Origin of the sequence: Leptolyngbya sp. CCY15150 (assembly GCF_016888135.1) — a bacterium.
GTDB lineage: Bacteria > Cyanobacteriota > Cyanobacteriia > RECH01 > RECH01 > RECH01.
In genome coordinates this window covers 1-20447 of record NZ_JACSWB010000217.1, presented here as the reverse complement: position 1 = coordinate 20447, position 20447 = coordinate 1, and the positions used below count along the sequence as shown (strand labels likewise).

The 20447-nt window shown below is 53.4% G+C and carries 21 protein-coding genes and 1 pseudogene; 11 read left to right on the top strand and 11 right to left on the bottom strand.

Annotated features, from left to right (window positions below):
* The first annotated feature begins 287 nt into the window (after positions 1–287).
* Positions 288–3134: an AAA-like domain-containing protein gene (locus tag JUJ53_RS16255; RefSeq protein ID WP_204153087.1), complete on the top strand. Its 2847-nt coding sequence runs from the start codon at positions 288–290 to the stop codon at positions 3132–3134.
* Here the strand turns inward: JUJ53_RS16255 and JUJ53_RS16250 are convergent.
* Positions 3112–3321, bottom strand: a complete 210-nt coding sequence (locus JUJ53_RS16250) for a hypothetical protein (RefSeq protein ID WP_204153086.1) — start codon at positions 3319–3321, stop codon at positions 3112–3114. The two genes, JUJ53_RS16255 and JUJ53_RS16250, sit on opposite strands and share 23 nt — an antisense overlap.
* 180 nt (positions 3322–3501) lie before the next feature.
* On the opposite strand from JUJ53_RS16250, the gene JUJ53_RS16245 reads away from it, so the two are divergent.
* From JUJ53_RS16245 to JUJ53_RS16225, 5 genes are all read left to right on the top strand, one after another.
* Positions 3502–5004, top strand: a complete 1503-nt coding sequence (locus JUJ53_RS16245; protein WP_204153085.1) for a serine/threonine-protein kinase — start codon at positions 3502–3504, stop codon at positions 5002–5004.
* Positions 5005–5009: 5 nt separating this feature from the next.
* The gene (locus tag JUJ53_RS16240) at positions 5010–6092 is read left to right on the top strand and encodes a glycosyl transferase (protein WP_204153084.1); all 1083 of its coding nucleotides are present in this window, start codon (positions 5010–5012) and stop codon (positions 6090–6092) included.
* Between the two features lie 45 nt (positions 6093–6137).
* Positions 6138–6782 (top strand): hypothetical protein, encoded by a 645-nt coding sequence (locus JUJ53_RS16235; protein ID WP_239125123.1) that lies wholly within the window; start codon positions 6138–6140, stop codon positions 6780–6782.
* A 222-nt stretch (positions 6783–7004) separates the two neighbouring features.
* The gene (locus tag JUJ53_RS16230) at positions 7005–7391 is read left to right on the top strand and encodes a hypothetical protein (protein ID WP_204153083.1); all 387 of its coding nucleotides are present in this window, start codon (positions 7005–7007) and stop codon (positions 7389–7391) included.
* Between the two features lie 579 nt (positions 7392–7970).
* Positions 7971–9149 carry an META domain-containing protein gene (locus JUJ53_RS16225; RefSeq protein WP_204153082.1) on the top strand — a complete coding sequence of 393 codons (1179 nt, stop codon included), beginning with the start codon at positions 7971–7973 and terminating at the stop codon, positions 9147–9149.
* An 11-nt stretch (positions 9150–9160) separates the two neighbouring features.
* On the opposite strand, the gene JUJ53_RS16220 is transcribed toward JUJ53_RS16225, so the two are convergent.
* From JUJ53_RS16220 to JUJ53_RS16200, 5 genes are all read right to left on the bottom strand, one after another.
* The gene (locus tag JUJ53_RS16220; RefSeq protein ID WP_204153081.1) at positions 9161–9328 is read right to left on the bottom strand and encodes a hypothetical protein; all 168 of its coding nucleotides are present in this window, start codon (positions 9326–9328) and stop codon (positions 9161–9163) included.
* Between the two features lie 85 nt (positions 9329–9413).
* Positions 9414–10295: a three-Cys-motif partner protein TcmP gene (locus tag JUJ53_RS16215; RefSeq protein WP_204153080.1), complete on the bottom strand. Its 882-nt coding sequence runs from the start codon at positions 10293–10295 to the stop codon at positions 9414–9416.
* Between the two features lie 13 nt (positions 10296–10308).
* Complete coding sequence (locus JUJ53_RS16210; protein ID WP_204153079.1) at positions 10309–11100, bottom strand: phage Gp37/Gp68 family protein; 792 nt, start codon at positions 11098–11100, stop codon at positions 10309–10311.
* Between the two features lie 272 nt (positions 11101–11372).
* Positions 11373–11687, bottom strand: coding sequence for a hypothetical protein (locus JUJ53_RS16205; RefSeq protein ID WP_204153078.1), 315 nt, complete (start codon positions 11685–11687; stop codon positions 11373–11375).
* A gap of 133 nt (positions 11688–11820) precedes the next feature.
* Positions 11821–12249 carry a pentapeptide repeat-containing protein gene (locus JUJ53_RS16200; protein WP_204153077.1) on the bottom strand — a complete coding sequence of 143 codons (429 nt, stop codon included), beginning with the start codon at positions 12247–12249 and terminating at the stop codon, positions 11821–11823.
* A 354-nt stretch (positions 12250–12603) separates the two neighbouring features.
* Between JUJ53_RS16200 and JUJ53_RS16195 the strand changes: the two genes are divergently transcribed.
* From JUJ53_RS16195 to JUJ53_RS16185, 3 genes are read left to right on the top strand one after another with little or no spacing between them, the layout of a single operon-like run.
* Positions 12604–13356, top strand: a complete 753-nt coding sequence (locus JUJ53_RS16195) for a sirohydrochlorin chelatase (protein WP_204153076.1) — start codon at positions 12604–12606, stop codon at positions 13354–13356.
* Between the two features lie 38 nt (positions 13357–13394).
* Positions 13395–14192: a uroporphyrinogen-III C-methyltransferase gene (cobA, locus tag JUJ53_RS16190; RefSeq protein ID WP_204153075.1), complete on the top strand. Its 798-nt coding sequence runs from the start codon at positions 13395–13397 to the stop codon at positions 14190–14192.
* A 37-nt stretch (positions 14193–14229) separates the two neighbouring features.
* Positions 14230–15195, top strand: coding sequence for an RluA family pseudouridine synthase (locus JUJ53_RS16185; RefSeq protein ID WP_204153074.1), 966 nt, complete (start codon positions 14230–14232; stop codon positions 15193–15195).
* Positions 15196–15349: 154 nt separating this feature from the next.
* Here the strand turns inward: JUJ53_RS16185 and JUJ53_RS16180 are convergent, their stop codons facing one another.
* From JUJ53_RS16180 to JUJ53_RS16160, 5 genes are all read right to left on the bottom strand, one after another.
* Positions 15350–16105: a phycobilisome rod-core linker polypeptide gene (locus JUJ53_RS16180; RefSeq protein WP_204153073.1), complete on the bottom strand. Its 756-nt coding sequence runs from the start codon at positions 16103–16105 to the stop codon at positions 15350–15352.
* 192 nt (positions 16106–16297) lie between these two features.
* Entirely contained in the window at positions 16298–17050 is a 753-nt protein-coding gene (locus JUJ53_RS16175) for a phycobilisome rod-core linker polypeptide (RefSeq protein WP_204153072.1), read from the bottom strand.
* Between the two features lie 447 nt (positions 17051–17497).
* Positions 17498–18193 (bottom strand): response regulator transcription factor, encoded by a 696-nt coding sequence (locus tag JUJ53_RS16170; RefSeq protein WP_204153269.1) that lies wholly within the window; start codon positions 18191–18193, stop codon positions 17498–17500.
* A gap of 88 nt (positions 18194–18281) precedes the next feature.
* On the bottom strand, positions 18282–19043 hold the full coding sequence (locus JUJ53_RS16165) for a peptidylprolyl isomerase (RefSeq protein ID WP_204153071.1): 762 nt from the start codon (positions 19041–19043) through the stop codon (positions 18282–18284).
* Between the two features lie 80 nt (positions 19044–19123).
* Positions 19124–19696 (bottom strand): photosystem I assembly protein Ycf4, encoded by a 573-nt coding sequence (locus JUJ53_RS16160; protein WP_204153070.1) that lies wholly within the window; start codon positions 19694–19696, stop codon positions 19124–19126.
* Positions 19697–19926: 230 nt separating this feature from the next.
* Here JUJ53_RS16160 and JUJ53_RS25175 point away from each other — a divergent pair, with 230 nt between their 5' ends.
* Positions 19927–20058 (top strand): hypothetical protein, encoded by a 132-nt coding sequence (locus JUJ53_RS25175; protein WP_275415782.1) that lies wholly within the window; start codon positions 19927–19929, stop codon positions 20056–20058.
* A 259-nt stretch (positions 20059–20317) separates the two neighbouring features.
* Positions 20318–20447 (top strand): annotated as a pseudogene (locus JUJ53_RS16155) (photosystem II D2 protein (photosystem q(a) protein)); the annotation flags it as partial.

The following is a 20447-nucleotide window of genomic DNA, read 5'->3' as shown; positions in this document are numbered from 1 at the left end:
CCTATGCATCATCTGCTGGTTTCCTGCCGGTCGTTAACCTTCTACTGCAACGAGTGCGGTCAAAGGTTGTGTAAGGCTGCTCGCCTAGGGAGGGGCGATCGCTCGTGATGGCCTGACGCTGAGCAGAGGGAAAGCTAGTGTAAACTCATGGAGTCAGTTCATGGGGCGTCTCAACTTCCGTAGCTTTGCTGAGCAGATCGCTGGGAAAATCAAGTAGTTGTAAGGGGTGAACCTGAGACGATGTTTCGTTTGATGCGAGCGTTATTGCCGAATGTATAGAAGCATCCATGAACAACGTAAGTCACTCGGCTGATGAACCATATCAGGTTGGGGGGTCTCTGCCAGCCGATGCTTCAACCTATGTCCATCGCCCGGCTGATAAGGACCTGTATGAAGGGTTGCAAGCCGGCGAATTTTGCTATGTGCTGACGTCACGGCAGATGGGCAAGTCGAGTTTGCGGGTTCAGACTATGCGGCGGCTCCAGCGGATTGGAGTGGCTTGCGTTGCGGTGGATTTAACCAAGGTAGGCTGTCAAGACCTCACGCCGGAGCAGTGGTATGCCGGCTTGGCTCGCAGCTTGATTACGGGCTTTAATTTAGCCGATCAGGTGAATCTACGAACCTGGTGGCGCGATCGCGACATGTTGTCCCCTGTGCAGCGCTTTTGCGAGCTGCTGGAGCAGGTGATTTTGGTGCAGATCCAACAGCCGATTGTCATTTTTATTGATGAAATCGACAGCATTCTTAGCCTCAAGTTTTCCGTTGATGACTTTTTCTTTGCGCTACGGGCCTGCTACGACTTCCGGGCCGATCAACCTGCCTACCAACGGCTCACCTTTGCCCTGTTTGGCGTGGCCTCTCCCTCCGATTTAATCAAAGACAAAAACCGCACGCCGTTTAACATCGGGCGAGCGGTACATCTCACCAGCTTTCAGCCCCATGAATGTCTGCCCTTGATGCAGGGGCTGAGCGCCTATGCTCAAGATCCACGGCAGGTCATGATGGAGATTCTGGGCTGGACGGGGGGCAAGCCGTTTCTCACCCAGAAGCTGTGTCGGCTGGTGTATACCCTAGGATTTATTGAACCGGGGCAGGAACGGGCAGCGATCGCTCGCCTCGTCCACACGCGCATTTTGGAAAACTGGCAGGCCCAAGACGAACCAGAACATCTCCGCACCATCAGCGATCGCCTCTTGCAGGGTGGGGTGATGACCAAGCAACTGCTGGCCCTCTACCGCCACATTCTCCAGCAGGGCGAGATTCCCATGGATACCAGCATGCCTCAGATGGAGCTGCGGCTCTCGGGCTTGGTGGCTTCCTATGCCACAGGGCAGCGCATTAAGCAGCCGGTTTTGCGGGTCTATAACCGTATTTATGCCGCGATTTTCAACCTAGATTGGGTGAACTCTCACCTGAACCGGGTTTGTCCGTTTTATGATGCGCTGGCTGCTTGGGTGGTGTCGCGGGGGCAAGATCGGGCCTCGTTGTTAACCGGGCAGGCGCTCCAGCGGGCGGTGGCTTGGTCGGTGGGCAAGCCGCTGAGTCGCCAAGAGCAGCAGTTTTTGGCCGCTAGTCGGAAGCTAGAGCTGTCGCTCCATCCGCCTCGCCCAACTCCCACATCCTCCCCGTCTCTGGATGAGGCGACCGTTTTGCAGGCACCCTCTAGCCCCCCCGTGGCGGATGATGCTGAGGCGACGGTTTTTCAGACCCATCCCTATGTTGCTCCGGGGCGGGCGGCGGATGATGATGAGGCAACGGTGCTACAGCCCCAGTTTGCTGCAGAGCGATCGCCTCTGGACAGCGGCGAGTCCACCATTTTGCAAGACCAGCCCTACCTATCACCCCTGCGTCAGCCGCTGGCGACCCTCAAACGCCATGGGCCGCTCACCAATGATCAACTGCTCTACGAGCATTTATTGCTGTGGGTGCAGCAGGAAACCCCCGATGAAATGATTGAGCGCTTCCGCCAGTTGTTCATTGTAGGGCGGGGCTATCCCGATGAAGAAGTTGTGGCTGCTCTGACGCAAATTGTCAGCACGTCGTCGCCGGATCAGTTCAAATATATTTTGAATCGCTGCTGCCACATTTTGGTGAACCGTTGGCAAATGAGTCCGGGGCAACAGGGGGCGATCGCTGACTTGGTGGCCTTGTTTGAACATGTTGATGCGGCAGGGGGCGGCAGTCGGTTTCGTGCCACCTCTCTGCGACGGCTGCAAACCTTAGTGAAGCAGTTTACCCATACCGAGGAATACCTAACCCTGCAGCGGTTGGTGCGGGTGATTACCGATGAGCTGCAAAGCAATCGGGACAATCCGCCCTTGGGGCAGTTGATCACCCGTTATCCCTACCTCTATCCCCACAGTTTGCTGAGCCAAAATAGCTCCCAAGAACACCAGCAAACCATCCGCACCCTCCAATCCCAGCGTCAGACCATGCTGGAAACGGATCTATCGCAATACATGACCTACCTGGTGAGTCGTGCTCAAATTGCGTCGCGCACCTCCCATGAGCGGGCAGCGCGGTTGGTGAAACCGGTGAATAACCCGACCCTCTTGAGCGATCGCGAGCTGTATACCGCCGTGCGTCAGTTTGTTGGCAAGGTGCAAGGGTCTTACACCTACCGCGACTTGGCGCAAAATTTTCTCACCCACATGAGCGGCAACCCCACCTATCGCGCCTTCAAGTCAGACTTATATGAATACTTAACGACCTCGATTGAGGCAGACTACGGCAGGCGGCAATTTAATAAGAAGCTGTACGATCAGCTTCAGAATATTTTCCCTGAAAGTGACGATCGCCAGGTGGATGACTTCTTGCTGGTGCGCACCTGCAGCCAGTTGTTCAACTTTCTGGTGGTGGAAAGTTCTCAGCAGCCAAGTCACTTTGTCTTTATTGACCTGATCACCAACCTAGGGCCGGTGCAAACCATGGGGCTTTTGCTGAAAATTGCCATGCTGTCTCAAAAGGTGAAGCCGCATCTAGAGCGCCGCTTCTCCATTTTGTTCAACCATTATGAATCCCAAACCCTGGATGAAATTTTGTGGTTGGTTAAATCCTTGGAGAACCTGAATGTTGCCCTAGTCACCAATTTTGGCAATGTGAACTTGTCGTCTATTCGCAACAATATTCAGTAATACGGGCACTAATACGGGCTTGCGGGGCTGGCTGGAGGCGATCGCTCCTAGCGGTGATCCAGAACCCAGAATCAACGATCAGCCGATCGGTACTTGGCAAGCTGGGCAAGCGATCGCCCTGTCCGTTGGTTGCACGGTCACCATTCGCTAAAATGGACTGGGCTAGAATCAGGGCAATAGTCTTCATACGAAAGGACTATATCAAAAGACGGATAATCAAAAGACGGATATCTGCGGTACTGGGCTAGATATCTCTGGCATGGATCCTGTGAGTTCATGGGATCATGCTGTTTAGGGATGCTGGCTGGGTGCGTCGTATGGGTTAGGCAGTTGGGTTATGGCTGATGTGGGATGAGGGCGAAGACCAATGATTGATCCGCTGATGATGCAAACCCTGCAAGACGGAAAATATACCCTATCTGACGTGTTAGGACAGGGCGGCTTTGGTACGACCTATCGGGCGACCCATCGAGATTTACAGCAAACAGTGGTGATTAAAACCCTCAGCCCTGCCAATCGTGAGCATCCTCAGTTTGCCCATGTAGAACATTTATTCCGCGATGAAGCTCGTCGCCTCGCCGTTTGCACCCATCCCAATATTGTGCGGGTGAGTGACTTTTTCACGGAGGACGGCATTCCCTATATGGTGATGGACTACATTCCAGGGAAAACCCTCGACCAAGTGGTGTTTCCCCTTCAGCCTTTGCCAGAAGCGATCGCCATTCACTACATTCGTCAAATTGGCGCAGCGCTGCACTTAGTTCACAGCAATGGTTTGCTGCATCGCGATGTCAAACCCCAGAATATTATTCTGCGAGACGGCACTGATGAAGTAGTGCTGATTGACTTTGGCATTGCCCGAGAATTTACCCCCGGCGTCACCCAGGAGCACACTAGTTTGCTGTCGGTGGGCTATGCCCCGATTGAGCAATATGCCCATCGAGAAAAACGCTCCGCCGCCACGGATGTTTATGGTCTCGCGGCTACCCTCTATGCCCTGTTGACGGCCCAAGTGCCCATTGCCTCCATTTTGCGGAGCCGTCAGCCCATGGCTGCCCCCCGAGATCTGCAGTCAAGTATCAGTACGGCGGTGAGTCAAGCGGTGATGCGAGGCATGGCCGTCGAACCCCAGTTTCGTCCGCCCACGATCGCTGACTGGCTGGCGCTGTTGCCCGAGGGGGTGACGACTGCCCCGCCGACAAGTCCCCCTGTGCTTAATGGTCTGGGCCAGTCAGTGGGCCAGTCAGGTCAACCCAGTCAACCTAGTCAACCCCCTCAACCCGCGCCACCCGCTGCGCAACCGATGACGGGCCCCACCCTGGCTGTTGCGCCGGGCTATGTGCCATCTGCTCCCATGGCTGGCTATTCTGGCTCGCCGTCGATGGTGCCAGCTCATGTGCCGTCTGCGCCGCCCGCTGTTGTGGTTCATCCCGTCCACACACAGCGATCGCAGGGGGGAATTTGGGGTTGGATATTTGTGAGCTTGGCGGCGATCGCTGCGGCTGCGATTATGGGGCTAACGGTGTTAATCATGCAGTCTCGGCAATCCAATCTGCTGAACGAGCCGGCAGTTCCCAGTCCAGAAGCGCCCCCCGTCACTGAACCGCCAGCGGAGCAACCGGAGCGATCGCCCTCTGGTGTAGAGCCCAGCCCAGCCCCAGCCCCCAGCCCCCAGCCCAGCCCAGCTCCCAGTCCAGCTCCCAGTCCAGCGCCTGCTCCGCGTCCAGCGCCAGCGCCAGCGCCCACACCGCGGCCTAGCGCATCGCCCAGCCCCACCCGAGATTCAACCTCCGGCTCATCTCAAGACGACGAGGAGGAGAATTTCTTCCGGCAAGGAGGAGGCCCCACTCGACACCGTGACGGAAACTAACCCGCATGACCCCTCCCATTTTGTATGTCGCCATGACCAACCATGGGTTTGGGCATACGACCCGCACAACGGCGGTTGTGAATCTCATTCAGCAGCTCTGTCCCGAGGTGGTGGTGATTCTGGCGACGACCGCTCCGCGTTGGCTGCTGGAACGTCAGATGTCTGGGCATTTCATTCACCGTCCTCGCGCCTTGGATATTGGGGTGGTGCAGGGCGATAGCTTTCAGATGGATCTCGGCGCAACGCTGACCCAGCTCCAGCGGATTCAGACCACGGCCCGCTCAGTGATTGCCTCGGAAGTGCAGTTTCTTCGCCAAAACCGAGTCAAGCTGGTGCTGGCCGATATTCCGCCCTTAGCCGTGGCGATCGCCCATGGGGCTGGCGTGCCCTGCTGGATGGCGAGTAATTTTGGCTGGGATTTTATCTATCGCCCATGGGGTGGGGACTTTGTGGGGATTGCCGACTGGATTGCCGAACAGTTTTCCCAATGCGATCGCCTCTTTCGTCTACCGTTCCACGAATCCATGAGCGCCTTTCCCCAGATCACCGACGTGGGGCTGACGGGCAGTGACCCTGAGGGTGACCTAGAGGCTTTGCGATCGCACTATGCCCTAGACCAACCCAAGAAACGCACTGTCCTCCTCACCTTTGGCGGCCTGGGACTGGAGCAAGTGCCCTACGAAACCGTGCAGCAGTTTCCAGACTGGCAGTTTATCACCTTCAATCGCCAGGCTCCTCGATTGGACAACCTGCGGGTGGTCACCGATCATCGCCATCGCCCGGTAGACTTGATGCCCCTCTGCGATCGCATCCTGGCTAAACCCGGCTATGGTACCTTTGCCGAAGCTTGTCGGGTGGGCACCGCGGTCTGTACCCTGCCCCGAGAAGGCTTTGCCGAAGCGCCGTTGCTACTGGCAGGAATCCATAATCATGCTTATCATCAAGATATAGACCCCGCGCTTTTTTTCCAGGGAAATTGGGAGTTTTTACACGCTCCAGTTCAAGCTCCTCGCCTTCCCGACTTGCTGCCGATCAATGGTAACGAAGCGATCGCCCAAGCGGTCGTAGACTACCTCCAGTCTGCGTAGGGTGCCCTACTGCCTTCGCCCAGCCTCGCCTCCCCATACCCTCCCATGTCATCTTGGATGTCCTTTGACGATGGTCTGAACGCCCAGACCACGATTGATTACCCTGTTCATACCAGCGATCGCCCCGCTCCAGAGCCTTCTGTGGAGTCCCACGAAGCGATCGCCCCTCCGGCTAACCATCGAGACGCCCCGGAGCATGACTCGTCTACCGTAGATGAGCCTTTGCTCTCCCCAGAGACCATTTCCCTGGCTTTTCGAGATGTGCGTATCGTGCTGCAAGAGCAGCGTGAACAAAGCCACTTGCTGACCACCAAACTGAATATCCTGTTTGTCGCCAACGGGGCTCTGCTCACCAGCCTCACCATCTCCCGTCTGATGATGATTCCCAGCCCCTTTACCGTGGCCGAGGTGATTGGTTTTTTCATCAGCTTTACCCTCCTCGTGCGCGCCTTCCTGCCCCGTCAGGTGGCCGTTAGCCCCAACCTAGAAGATCGTAAATTTCTAGAGCGCTACCTGGCCCTGTCGGCGGTTGAGTATCAGCTACAGATGATGGTCAATTGGTCGGAGACGTATAATGCAAACAAGCAGCGGGTTGATGATGTATCAAAAACGTTACAACTGGCTGCCTACGCAACCCTCAGCGTTGCTACCATCATGTTGATTCACATCTTGGCAGCCTATGTGTTCTAATCATTCCATGGGCGATCGCCCCTTAGACTGTCCTCGCGCCTAGGGTGAGCCTACAGATACCGGATTCTAGACCGAACCATGGGAGATAAGCCCACTGCAAGGGTGCTGGTCTAGATAGATATTAGTTCCCGTGTTGGTGTAGACTGGCGCAGCTCGCCGCTTGTGCCGATTGCCCTTATCGCCTACCCAACCTGTTAGCGGGAGTCTTTTGGAGAAGTTCTGATGACTCATGATCAAGCGGATACCGCGACTGCCAAAAAAGTAGTTCGTTTACCCGAGCCTGATACCGAAAACATCACCGTTCTCACCCATGAACTACCCAATGAGCCGATTTTGCCCTGGCATCGATACGATTCTCCATGGCTAGATGCGGATGGGAAAGTGATGCTGCTGGATGCAACCGATGCACCCGTCGCGACGGAAGAAATTGTGGAAGCGGCTGTGGAAGAGGTCACGGACGCTCGTCCGGCACTGCCAGATCCCGATCTACCTGAATCCCCAGAGGCGATCGCTCCTTCTGGGCTGCCGGATCCAGACGATGCTGAACCATCCACTCAAGCTGTTCCTGATTCGTCTGATGCCGACCATCTCAGCCATAGAACGGACTAGACCCATCAACTCGTTGCTCGTCTAGGCGCTGGCATGGTAGGAGGCGATCGCCCATGTATTAGCTAGAGTTATATCTATGGCTAATACATGCGCAAAGTTTAATCATCAAAGGTCTGTGCTCTTTGTTACAATTTGTGTCAAGAGAAATGCTTGATTCTGAACGAATGGGAACGCGCAGATCAGGATTCCTCTGAGACTGAGAGCAACGCATATAAAACGTTAGCGCTGGATGAATTATCATTCAGCGTTTTTGTCTTTTGGGGACATGGGGAGTGGGCAGCGGGGGCGATCGCTCTTCATGTCAAACCGAGTGAACAGGTATACCTAGATGGCACGGGTGATCGATGTGAGCCCAAGCTCTGAGCAAACCCATGTCCTGGAACCCCTAGGACAGCGATCGCGTCATCACCTCATGCCAACTCGTTCAAGCTGCATTAAGCATCACGTAGCATTTCTCTGGGCTAGTCCCCGGTTTTGGCATTGTGCTGGTTGGCGTTTCCTGTCCCCTCTCTTCAAGGTCAGATTAGCCCCATGTACGCATTGTTGTCCTGTTTGAGTTGCCTGTTAGCTGTCGGTACCATGGCCTCCGCTGCTGTAGCGCTGCCCCTCAGCGATCGCGCCCCGGTTATCCCACCCGACATCGTTACCCTAGCACCGGAGTCGCCCTCGGAGTCGCTGACCCCGACAATGGATCCATCCCCATCCCCAACCTTGGTGGATACGGCTTGGCTCTTAGATCGCTACCAAACGGCTGACGGTCAGTGGCTCACGGTGCCGCCCCATCTTTTGGTGTCGCTCAAGTTTGATCAAGACTACTTGGGAGGTATCGACGGCTGTAATTCCTACGGCGGCCCCTACCAACTGGAGGGCGATCGCCTCCAACTCGGCGATCTGCAAGCTACCTTGATGTACTGTCAGGATGTGCCAGAATTTGGGCTATTTGGCGGACTGCCTAGCGACAATAGCCGCGTGGAGTGGAGCGAGACTCACCTCTATCTTGCCAATGCTGACGGTATGCGAGTGGCAGAATTTGTCCCTTTCGGGTTTCGCAACCGCTGGCAACTGGAAACCTACCGCAACATTCGCGGGGACATGGTGGATCTGAGACTCCTAGGGCAGTCCCTGTTTCTCAATCTCGACCCCGATGGGCAGATGGCGGGCGACTTTCCCTGTCATCAGGTGGCGGGTTCCTATGAGCGATCGCCCGATCGCCTAGATTGGACGCTGGATGAGATGGCCCAAACCGGCTGTGACTCTCTGGTAACGCGATGGCAGGAGATCCAGATCATGGCACTGCTAGGTGAAGAAGCGATCGCCTACCGCCAGGTGAATGATGAACTCAACCTCATGGATGCATCGGGGAATGAAATCATGACCCTATCCCTGCTGCGCCCTTGGCCCCTGCAAGGCCGCTGGCGGCTGTTGTCCTTAGCTCAAGACGCCAATGCTCCCCTAGAGGGCACCACCATCAGCCTGGACTTCACAGGAGCCTCCGCTGTGGGTGAACAAATTCTTGGCGAGGTGAGTGGGGAAGCGGGCTGTAACCGCTATATGTCGTCGTTCATGGTGGAAGGCGATCGCTTAACCCTTGCCCCCGCCGCATCTACCCGGATGTTTTGTGGAACACCGGGAGTGATGCAGCAAGAACAGACCTATCTACAGCAGCTTGAGCGGGTAGCCCGTTATCGGATTGATGGCGATCGCCTCACGGTGATGGATGATCAGGGGGAAGCGATCGCCCAGTTTGTGATGGACTAGGGCGATCGCCCCTATCCCAATCCACGTTGCCGTTCCAGAAACTCAACGTCGGGAATGAGAGGATCGTTGACCATGCCAATGCCCGTGTAGCCCCAGCGCTGCATGAGTTTTGAGAGTTGGCTAGGGGCGATCGCTTGGATGTTGTTGAACTCTCTCAAGAACGAGAGAGTGGTCGCCAATCTAAGTTTTCCCTACTTATGGCAACATTCCTTAGATCGATCCTTGATGACCGTATAACTGTTTTTGAGTAAATGAAGCCACAGGCTATTTTCCCAGATCCCTCAATCTTTCGTGTCGATTGAAAATATCATGGGTAATCTTGATAGCTGTTTTGTTGTGGCTTGCTAGGCATAACGCATACAGAACTGAGTTTGTCGAGTTACGCATAAGCACAGGTCTGCTAACGTGCGGGAAGAGGGATCGTAGTTGTTCTGTATAAAGACTTGCTAGCCATTCAGCTTGAATTGTTCGACGGCTTAAAGTAGGCTCTGTCGAATTCCCAAATATGTCTAACTGAATTCCTGGGAGTTCTCGATAAATTTCATTAATCCAGTTAGTACTACCCATAACTTTGTTTAATTGCTCGATCACTTCTGGTTCTGGAGTCTGATCTCTGGGGAGAAGACGAGTAACGCCCATGACTGAGAAGTTAACGAAAATATCGCACGTTCTGGTGTTTGCCAGTTCTCGTACTGTTTCCCAGTTTACCTGTAACCCATAAGGGTCTAAGAAGACAAAGGCTCGTTTCTTTGATGAGTAGCGAAGTTGTGGAACTATATCGTTACATAAAACATCATTGCAGTTACCTTGGCGTACATCAATTACGCGATTTGGAAATTCATCACGTAGTTTTTGCACCCGTTCTATTCGTCGAGGAGAAACATCCACAAACCAATAGGCATCAAATTGAGGTTCTGTTTGTAAAGCACGTAAAGGAGAGCCATCAATGTAGCGTTGCTCATCTTTTTTCGCTCTGGGTCTAACAGAACCTGCAAAAGCATCAATGTAATAGTAGGCTCTCAGCCACTTTTCTTTCTGCTTATTCATAATGTCAGAATAGGCTTCGAGATATTTCGCTAGTAAATCTAACTTTTCTTCCGACCACCGTCCGATAAGATCCTCACCCTCACTCCCGAGCCGACTCATGGTTAAATGCTCTCTATTTAGCAGGAATTAGATACTTTTGTTCTAGCCCATTAGGCTTTTGATGCTCAGAAGGATAGTGTTTTTGCCACTTATGGATATGGTCATGCCATGCAGATGGCATTTCATCCCAAATTTTATTGTCAAGGACTCTGCCACCAGCCTTTGAGTGATGCCCTCCCCATTGTTTGAAGAAGAAAGCAACTTCAGCTTCTCGCGTTTGATACAAAATATTTCTAACCCACTCCGGATTCATAGGACGATATTGGTGTCCAGACTCGCCACCAACAATTACCCAATCAATCCCTTCTAAATCAAGGTCCAACGAGCCTAAAAGAGGTTCACATGACAGAAAACGAACTTTTGCAGGTACTTGCCTTAAGGAATCAATTCTCTGAGTATAGTGTTGACTTTCTACAGATACGCCAACCCAGACATTCTCAGGCCATTCAAGATGATGTGCTAGCCTTACCAGATTCTGATCACGTTTCGTTAGAATTTGGTACACGTGCCAGGGAGTTTCTTTCATCACTGCGAATATCTTCTGCAAATATGCAAAAGGTATATCTTGATGAAAAAGATCACTCATGGAATTGACAAAAATCCGGCTAGGCTTTCGCCACTTTTTGGGCTGCCCCAATCGATCTGAATGTAGTGCTAACTTGAAGCCTTGTGGGAAGTTCTTGGGAAATCGCTCTGTAAGTGCTTCTGCATAGCAGTGCTTACAACCCGGACTCACCTTAGTACAGCCAGTAGTTGGATTCCAGGTCTTATCAGTCCATTCAATACCAGTGTTAGCGCTTGACATTCTGCTAATACATCCTTTAGGACTGGTTTCAAGGTTAAATTATAGTACAAAAGCTCTGGCTGCCCTTAAGGGTTAGAACAATTATTGATATGCTCATGAGCCTTTAAACAGCAGTGGCGTGACATCAAAATAGGTTGATATAGAGGTGTGGTAGGTTGTTGGCAAGAGTTTAATCGCCCGTGAGTCTTCCTCGGACACCGTTGTGCTCTAAATACGGCGTTAGGTGATTACGCTCTCTGTTTTGGCTCATGGTCAGCATGGAGTCCATGAGCCTATCCTAATCCACGTTGCCGCTCCAGAAACTCGACCTCGGGAATGAGAGGATCGTTGACCATGCCGATGCCCGTGTAGCCCCAGCGCTGCATGAGCTTCGAGAGTTGGCTAGGGGCGATCGCTTCCACAGCAAAATGCTCAGCTAACTCCCCTGCATGGGTGTTGAGGTAGCTGAGCGCATCTGCGTGATCAGTGAAGGTGAGGATATAGGTGGGGCGATCGCCCTCTTGGGTGCCCTGTCCGCGCATTTTGGCTACAAGGTATTGACCATCAGTTCGCGATCGCACGAGATAGTAGAGTTGAGAGCCTGTCATAGTACCTGCCTGAACACCATGAGCCATGCTGCCTGATCCGATCCCATATGTAGAGGGGATATCAGGACTTCTCATCATGGCACAAGGCTGCCCAGGATCCAATGCCTAGCTAGAGCCAGTCTTGGTGTCAGGATTAGTCTCCGCCTACACTAATGTCGGTGCCGAGAATCTGAGCATTTGTAAGATCGACGTTCTGAATAGATGCCCCTTCCACCAATGCGTGGAACATCGTGGCATTGGTCAGGTCAGTATTGTTGAGATTGGCATAGCTGAAGTTGGCATTGGTGAGGAATGCGCCGGTTAAATTAGCCTGGCTGAGATTGGCACCTTCCAAATCAGCGCCTTCTAGGTTACTATTAACCAGTGATGCGCCGCTCAAGTCTGCTTCCCGTAAATCTGCGCCAATTAGATGGGTTCCGCTTAAGTCTGCATTGGTTAAATCGCAAGATTGACAGGCTCCTGTGCTCAGCAATTGCTGAACGTGCTCGGGATTTTCTGCTCGAGCTGGCCCCGCTACCAATAGAATCGGGATAGCTGCCAACGTTAATATCATCTGTCTCATAGCACTTGCTCCAAGTCACGCCTCGCTACAGTGACTTCAGGTTGTCTTGAGTAAACTCCGCAGATGTTGCTAAGACATGCTATTTTGTTAATCTGAAGTTAACAATTATCGGCCATAGAGGTAACAGGTTGCCTAGACAAGGACTTGTCTTTGTGGCATCGTCTGCTACTGACCTGAAGGGTTTTGTAGCTCTATAGTTCTAGTGTATGCCAATTCCTAGGCTGGAGCTTCTTCCTAGGGGAGGAACTTCACATGGCTGAAACCGGGGCGATCGCTCTCTCTGGGTAGAGATCACCCTGGCGGCTACTGGTCGAATTGCATAGTCATTACGGTTGCTCTGGGATTGCTCACCCCATGCCTTTACCCCCCGTCGCCTATCTCCTGGTTACCCACGGTAGTCGTGATCCGCGATCGCCCTGGATGGCTCGTCAGTTGGCAGAACGGGTGCAGTATTGTCTGCAAGCTTCTACCGCTGCTCCACTCTGGGTGGAAACTGCTTCGCTGGAACTGGCCGATGTGCCGCTGCACCAACGTATTCAGCAGTTGGGCGATCGCCTCTGTTGCCATGGAGGAACGGTGCTTCAGATTGTGCCACTGTTTTTGCTGCCCGGTGTGCATGTGCGCGACGATATTCCAGCAGAAGTGGCGATCGCCCAAGCTCATCTGCCGACTCTAGATGTGCAGATCTGTGCCTACCTGGGCAGTCATCCGCATATGGGGCAACTGCTGCAGCGGAGCTTCGATCCAAGGGTGGGCAGTCGAGTGCTGGTGTCCCATGGCAGTCGGCGAGATGGGGGCAATGTGCCCATTGAGGCGATCGCTGCTCAGCTTGGGGCGCTGCCGGCCTACTGGTCGGTGGCTCCGTCGTTGGAGCAACAGGTGGAGCAGTTGCTGTCTACGGGCACCCAAGCGATCGCCATTCTGCCCTACTTTTTGTTTGCAGGGGGGATTACCGATGCCATCGCCCAGCAGGTGCATGACCTAGCCCAGCGCCATCCCACGATTCAGTTCTCGATGGCTGAACCTCTGGGCGCGACGGCTGAGGTGGCCCATTTGGTGGCCCAGTTAAGCGATCGCCCGGCTCCAGATCGCTATGTGTCTTGTTAATTGCCGCTAGCCCGTTCAAGTTCTATTCTGTGGTGCCTATGCAAGCTTCTTCCTTTGGCTATGTCTATCTTGTGGGTGCGGGGCCCGGCGATCCAGGATTGCTGACCTTGAAAGGTAAGGCGTTGCTGGAATGTGCCGACGTGGTGGTCTACGATGCCTTGGTCAGCGAGCCGATTCTGGCGATGATTAATCCCCAGGCAGAGAAAATTAATGCGGGCAAGCGGCGAGGGCGACATTCACTGTACCAGGCGGATATTACCCACCTGTTGATTGAGAAGGCCAAGGATGCGGCGATCGTGGTGCGTCTTAAAGGCGGCGATCCTTTTGTCTTTGGGCGCGGCGGCGAGGAAATGAGTGATCTGGTGGCAGCGGGGGTGCCGGTGGAAGTGGTGCCGGGAATCACCTCAGGAATTGCAGCTCCGGCCTATGCGGGGATTCCCCTCACCCATCGCGACCATAGTTCATCCATCACGTTTGTGACTGGGCATGAGGCGGCTGGCAAGTATCGTCCAGCGGTCAACTGGCAGGCGATCGCTCAGGCGTCGGAGACCATTGTGATCTACATGGGCATCCATAATATGGTGCACATTGTCAGTGAATTACAGCAGGCGGGCTTGAGTGCCGAGACTCCCGTTGCCTTGGTGCGTTGGGGCACGCGTCCTGAGCAGGATGAACTGATTGGCACCCTAGGCACCATTCTTCAGCAACTTGAAGAGACTGGGTTTAGTGCGCCCGCGATCGCCGTCATTGGTTCGGTGGTCAATCTCCACGACACCCTGGCGGTTTGTCGCCCGCGGGTACAAGACGTCCGAATGGCGGCTCCCGGCATAGACTAGATCTAGCCAAGATTCGTAGTGTTGTAGATAACCGTCGTTGAACTATTCCCTCGATCCATCCCCGTCCGACCTAGAGGACGACTCCATTTATATCGATGTACAGCAGGGCGGCGATCGCCTTGACCGATGGCTCTCGGATCATCTGCCGGAGTTTTCTCGGGCCCGCCTCCAGAAGCTCATTGAACAGGGGCAGGTCTGGGTGAATGATGCGCCCTGCACCAGTAAGAAGCAGGCCGTGCAGGCGGGCGATCGCATTACCGTGACGATTCCAGAGGTAGAACCGCTAGACCTAAGCCCGGAGGCGATTCCCCTCGATATTCTCTATGAAGATGAGCATCTGATTATTCTCAACAAAGCGGCGGGGATGGTGGTGCATCCAGCTCCGGGGCATCCCAGGGGCACCTTGGTGAATGCGCTGCTGGCCCATTGTCCTAACCTGCCGGGGATTGGCGGTGTCCAGCGTCCGGGCATTGTCCATCGTTTGGATAAAGATACTACCGGGGCGATCGCCGTGGCTAAAACCGATCTGGCCCTGCAGCATCTACAGGCTCAGTTCAAAACCAAAACTGCCCGGCGCGAGTACCTGGCAGTGGTGCATGGTTCCCCCAGTGCAGATCAGGGAACGGTGGATCAACCCATTGGTCGCAATGTGAGCGATCGCCACAAGATGGGTATTGTGCCCGAGGATCGCGGCGGACGCCGGGCGGTCACCCATTGGTCGGTGGTGGAACGGCTGGGCAACTACTCGCTTCTACAGTTTCAGCTTGAAACGGGACGCACCCATCAAATCCGCGTTCATGCTGCCTTTTTGGGCTATCCCGTGGTGGGCGATCCGGTCTACAGTTCCAATCGTTCTATCGGCGTGAAGCTCAGCGGACAAGCGCTCCATGCCGAACGCCTGCGGCTGCAGCACCCGGTCACCCAGGAATGGATTGAAGCGATCGCCCCCCTGCCCCAATCTCTGATCACCTTGATTGAGGTGCTGCGACGACGGCAGCCGTAAGGCCGTTCAACCGCCCTGGAAACAGACGCCCCTAACCATCCACTAGATATCCTGAAAACCCAAAGGAGCCGCCCTGTCTAAAGTACCCTGCGATCGCAGGCCAACCCTAGATAGAACGACTCCTCCTATGGGACGTACGTTAAGCTGACGAAACTTAACGACGAGGCACAGAGGCTTCGATGTTGATGTTCATCGCCGAAACGCGAGGTGTGGAGCTACCCTTGGCGGAGACGCCACGGGCCATATCCAAGAACATGGCAGGGTTGCCAGCGCGGAATTTTTGCTCTTGAGGCACAAAACGACGCACTTGGTTTTGCCAGATGATTTGGGGGAAGCCCAACTGGTTGCGGTGGTAGGCGTCGTAGCGCGGGGTTTTCAGGTTGAATGGAGTTTCGCCCTGGGTGCGCTGCAGCAAAATCCGACGGCGCTGGAACGGTACTGTGTTGTAGCCAAAGCTGTTGAGGTACTCTTCGCTATCGAGGAGCGCATCCACAAAGCCTTGAACGCCTTCGTTGACCACCACGATCGACCAAGCAATCTTCTCGCGCTCGCTGTATACATCGCGACCGAGAACGCGCTGCACACAGATTTCCACGAATCGGTAGTTGCTATTCGGTTCAAAATTACGGCGACGGAATGGATCAGAAATCACAAGTCCACGAATGAAATCGCGAACCGTAATTTGCCCATTGCGAAGCTGAGATTCCAAAAAGGTTTGACGATTGCTTTTGAGCATTTGATGCTCACTAAAAATTTGACGATAGGCAGCCCAAATCAACCCATCCATATCGGAGGGAGATAGTAGGTTATCCGTCGTAAAAATTTTGGGTTTTTCTTCACTGGAAACTTCATACCCTGCCACGCGCTGATTTTGGCTGACGGGCGAGTAATTTAGCAGAGGAAGAGCCACGCTAGAACCTCCAATTAGGTTTTACGATTTTTCACAAAGTTTATCCTTGATCATACGGGAGGGTCGTCTCACCCCTTCGGGAAATCTGAAAAATCCTTACAGAGCTTAACAATGCGATCGGCAACCCTAGACTGGCGTCTGGTGGTGGGGCGATCGCATCTCCCGCATTCAATTCATACTACAGAACCTGCGTTACAGGTGGATCACGCCAAACCAGGAAAGTACCGTGGCGATCGCTAGAAGTCCTACAAAGCTGCTACCAAAGACAGCGATCGCTGCTCCGGCAACACGGGCGGAGCGGGCGTAGGGCGGCTGTTGCCAGCTCCAGCGGTAGCCTGGTGTTCCTGTGGCGCTGAATTGGTTGCCGAGGTCTTCTAGCTTTTGGCGATAATCGGCACCATAGCGAGGCATTCGGGCAAAGGGATGGTCGCCCTGCGATCGCTGGGGAAGAATGCGCCGCCGCTGGTAGGGCACCGTATGATCGCCAAAACTGCTCAGGTATTCGTCACTTTCTAAAAGAGCGTCTACGAAGCCATAAAGCCCTTGGGTTGCTAACACAATGGACCAGGCTAATGTCTCGCGATCGCTGTAAATATCTCGTCCTAGCAGGCGCTGAACGCAAAGCTGGACAACTCGATAGTTACTATTGGGTTCGTAGTTATGAACTCGAAAATTTTCAGACACCACCAGTCCGCGGATAAAGTCTCTCACGGTGATGTTTCCCGACTTTAGCTGAGATTCTAAGCCCAGTTGGCGATTTTTCTGTAGCATTTGCTGCTCATGAAAAATCTGACGATAGGCTGCTTGAATCAGATCATCCATTTCGGATGGTGATAGCATATTCTCGGTTGTAAACGAGCGCGGCTGTTCATCGCCAGGCACTTCATAGCCAATCACTCGTTGGTTTTGGGAGCTTGGAGCATAGTCAAGCAATGGAAGATTCATCGTTAAAATCCTCTGATAACGACGTATAAATTATAGAAAAAAGCCATCACTCAACTTTTGCCAAGATTGCAGTTCAGGGTGTCTATCAGTATTAAAGAATGAACTCTATAGATCAGGTTTTATAGACATGAAAAACACGCCCTAGATCATCACACTTCTTGATCGTTTTAGGGTAGTTTCAGACAGAATGAACACGTCTAATCTTGACTGTCAAAAATAGTTAAGCTGAGCTATATGAATCAGCCTACGGGATTTACATACACAAGTCTATTTTTGTTGAATTAAGGCAACAATTAGAAATTTTTGTTTATTAAAATTCTCATTTTCAAAACTACAAAAGCCCCAATGCTTGTCATCATCAGGGCTTGGTAGAGACGTTTTGAGTATGAACCGTGAAGGCTGAAGAAGCCCGCCCTCTACACGACGGGTGGAGGGTTCGGTATGTAGCTACTTCGCTAAGCCATGCTCTAGGGCGTAACGTACCAGCTCTGTGCGGCTATTGGTGCCGGTTTTGCTAAACAACCGACTCACATATTTTTCGACGTTGCGCACGCTGGTTTCTAGGCGACGAGCAATTTCTTTGTTCATCAAGCCTTCTGCCACCAGCTCTAAGACGCTTTGCTCCCGAGGCGTGAAATCTAGCTTAATGGGTGCTGGGGTTTGGGGAATGGCTCCCCGCTGGGTTAAGAGGGCTTTGATTTCGGCAATTTGTCGAGCCATGTCGGCAATGTCAGGCATGTCGCCTTCTGCCGTGGTGCTGGTTGTTGTCCGACGGGTGAGCAAGTTCTCGACGATCGCCACCAGTTCATCAGGGTCAAAGGGTTTAGGCAAATAGGCATCACAGCCGGCCTGGTAGCCCTGGATGCGATCGCTGGTCATGCCGCGGGCGGTGAGAAAGACCACCGGCAGGGTTTGAAAGCGTGGATCCTCCCGCAATTGCTTGAGAAACTGATAGCCATCCACCTGGGGCATCATCACATCGGTGATGATCAAATCAGGAGATAGATGTTGCAGCATGGCCCAGCCGTCGCTGGCGTTGCTGGCTGTATGGACGGTGAATCCACTGTCTTCTAAATAGGCCTGCACGGCTTCTCGCAGACCCGGTTCATCATCGACTAACAGCAATTGTTGATGGTCACCCACGCCAGATGTCTCCCCAGTTAATTCAGGATGGTTACTTGGACTTGGCTGCTCTAGCAAGAGAGGTCTCCATGGCTAGAGTCCTGTGGCCTTACTCGGCAGCAACGGTCAGGTTCTCAGCGCCGGACATAATCTCGGCAGATTCTAGGCGATCGCCCTGTTGGATTTGATCGACGACCTCCATGCCCTCCGTGACGTAGCCGAAGACGGCGTAGCTACCATCCAGGAAGTTGACATCTCCCAAGGTGATATAAAACTGAGCCGAAGCCGAATCAGCAAACTGCGATCGCGCCATGGCAACAGCACCCCGGCGGTGGGTCAGGGTCGGTTCAACGGTCACGCCTGCTTCAGGAAAGGTGCGACTATAGAGCGGCTCGTTGGCGTTGCTGGGCTGAATTTCTAGAGGAATGTAGCGGGCTTGCCCACTTTGAGGATCTACAAAGCTACCGGTGCCAAAGGTGGCTGGGTTGGCATTGGGATCCCGGCTTTGGGGATCGCCGCCTTGCACCACAAACGGCTCAGGTTCACGCACCACTCGGTGAAATACCGTATTGTCATAAACGCCGCGCTGGACGAGATCCACGAAGTTGCCTGCGGTCACTGGCGCATGGACGCCGTCTACCTGAATCACGATCGACTCGCCATTCACCCGCAGTACCACCGTGGCTTCCCCGTTCAGTTGGGGAAGGCTGGCAAAGGCATCCGAGGGAGCCGGGGTATCCACGATCGCTTCTTCCGTGGCAGTTGGCGTTGATTCTGAGGGGGCCGCCCCTGTAACATCGCCATCGCTTGAACTACAGCTTGTGATCAGCACTAGGCAAGCGATCGCCAGGGTCAACACATACTTACGCATTCTTCAATCGTCCTTCAGTCTTGACTTGGAGCAATACCCATCGTGAGTGTCGATGGTGAGTATCGTCTGTCGATACTCTTTTATAGTCCTTCTAAGGGAACACCCAGAAACCGGGCTAACTCAGCTCCTTGGTTTTCCAGGTCACTCAAGGGTAGCGGTTGGCCTACTCGGGTTAAAGGCGTTTCTCCCTTGCCTTTAACAGCCAAGTAGATAGCTCGTTGGGGGCTGAGTCCATCGCGAATATCAACGCGAATAGACTGGATATCCTCTAGGGGATAGGTGAGTTCAATCCGGCGATTTTTGCCCGGAAAGCCATTGCGGAAAATCGTCACCTGGTTGGTTTCGCGGTTAAATTCGTTGTAACCGCCCCCTACATCCAGCAAAATGACACCCCACAGGTAGCTCGACAGCATCAGGGCTGCGACGCCATAAAACCCCATAGCAATTCCCTGGGGCACGAAAATGAGCTCCGTGGGATTGGAAAAGGGAATGAAATTGATTTTGAAGTAGCTGGAAAGGCTGGCCAAGAAGAAGCCAACGCCTCCAATCAAAACCACCGTAGCCCACCAGTAGTTACTAAAGCGGCGGGATCCTAAAACCGATTGGCGTAAAATGCGATCGCGTTGAGGTTTCGATGCAGCAGGCGCAGTCATAATCAATTCTCATCTAAATCATTGATAACAGTCTTGGGTTGCTGGCTCAACCCTGAGGGTCTAAAGCCAGAGGCGTGAAAACCCTACCCGTTGCCAACCCCATCTCCCCGTCTTACTCCTAGGACTCAAAGCGGACTCTACCACCCTGGAACTGTTGTCCAGATGAAGGGTCTCTAGCTACGTCTGCTTGGGCAGTACAGCCGTTGGTCAACCTGAAGACGATGGGAACAATGGACGGCCCTGTTACTAGTCTACGGGAATTAGAGGGCTTCCGATGGCCTGCGATCGCTCCCGGTGGATTTGGAATGCTGCTGCTCAAACTGTCGATCCGGCCTCGTCCCGTTTTAGGGCATGATGGGTGATGTTGGACGATTCAATAGAGAGATCGGCATTCTGGGCTTTACGTATCGGATTGTAAAAATTGTGAGATCTCCCTATCATATAAAAACGTTAAGTTCTGCCCTTAGGTCAGCTAAGTCCGAATGTCTCATTGCAGGGATCCGTTTGATGGGTCAGGCAAGACCACGCTCTCGTTCCGAGAGATGAACTACATTCCTAGCCTTGCAGTTCGGGTACGGGCTGATGTCGAGGGTTTTGGCGCAATATTAACGAGGATATGAAATGACCATAGCAATGGGACGTGCGCAAGCCCAGCGAGGATGGTTCGACGTCCTTGATGACTGGCTGAAGCGCGATAGATTTGTCTTCATCGGATGGTCTGGTTTGCTGCTATTCCCCTGCGCCTACATGG

Coding starts and splice junctions, on each gene's coding strand:
- JUJ53_RS16255 (WP_204153087.1), top strand. CDS start 288: ATGAACAACGTAAGTCACTCGGCTGATGAACCATATCAGGTTGGGGGG.
- JUJ53_RS16250 (WP_204153086.1), bottom strand. CDS start 3,321: ATGAAGACTATTGCCCTGATTCTAGCCCAGTCCATTTTAGCGAATGGT.
- JUJ53_RS16245 (WP_204153085.1), top strand. CDS start 3,502: ATGATTGATCCGCTGATGATGCAAACCCTGCAAGACGGAAAATATACC.
- JUJ53_RS16240 (WP_204153084.1), top strand. CDS start 5,010: ATGACCCCTCCCATTTTGTATGTCGCCATGACCAACCATGGGTTTGGG.
- JUJ53_RS16235 (WP_239125123.1), top strand. CDS start 6,138: ATGTCATCTTGGATGTCCTTTGACGATGGTCTGAACGCCCAGACCACG.
- JUJ53_RS16230 (WP_204153083.1), top strand. CDS start 7,005: ATGACTCATGATCAAGCGGATACCGCGACTGCCAAAAAAGTAGTTCGT.
- JUJ53_RS16225 (WP_204153082.1), top strand. CDS start 7,971: ATGGCCTCCGCTGCTGTAGCGCTGCCCCTCAGCGATCGCGCCCCGGTT.
- JUJ53_RS16215 (WP_204153080.1), bottom strand. CDS start 10,295: ATGAGTCGGCTCGGGAGTGAGGGTGAGGATCTTATCGGACGGTGGTCG.
- JUJ53_RS16210 (WP_204153079.1), bottom strand. CDS start 11,100: ATGTCAAGCGCTAACACTGGTATTGAATGGACTGATAAGACCTGGAAT.
- JUJ53_RS16205 (WP_204153078.1), bottom strand. CDS start 11,687: ATGACAGGCTCTCAACTCTACTATCTCGTGCGATCGCGAACTGATGGT.
- JUJ53_RS16200 (WP_204153077.1), bottom strand. CDS start 12,249: ATGAGACAGATGATATTAACGTTGGCAGCTATCCCGATTCTATTGGTA.
- JUJ53_RS16195 (WP_204153076.1), top strand. CDS start 12,604: ATGCCTTTACCCCCCGTCGCCTATCTCCTGGTTACCCACGGTAGTCGT.
- cobA (WP_204153075.1), top strand. CDS start 13,395: ATGCAAGCTTCTTCCTTTGGCTATGTCTATCTTGTGGGTGCGGGGCCC.
- JUJ53_RS16175 (WP_204153072.1), bottom strand. CDS start 17,050: ATGAATCTTCCATTGCTTGACTATGCTCCAAGCTCCCAAAACCAACGA.
- JUJ53_RS16165 (WP_204153071.1), bottom strand. CDS start 19,043: ATGCGTAAGTATGTGTTGACCCTGGCGATCGCTTGCCTAGTGCTGATC.
- JUJ53_RS16160 (WP_204153070.1), bottom strand. CDS start 19,696: ATGACTGCGCCTGCTGCATCGAAACCTCAACGCGATCGCATTTTACGC.
- JUJ53_RS25175 (WP_275415782.1), top strand. CDS start 19,927: ATGGACGGCCCTGTTACTAGTCTACGGGAATTAGAGGGCTTCCGATGG.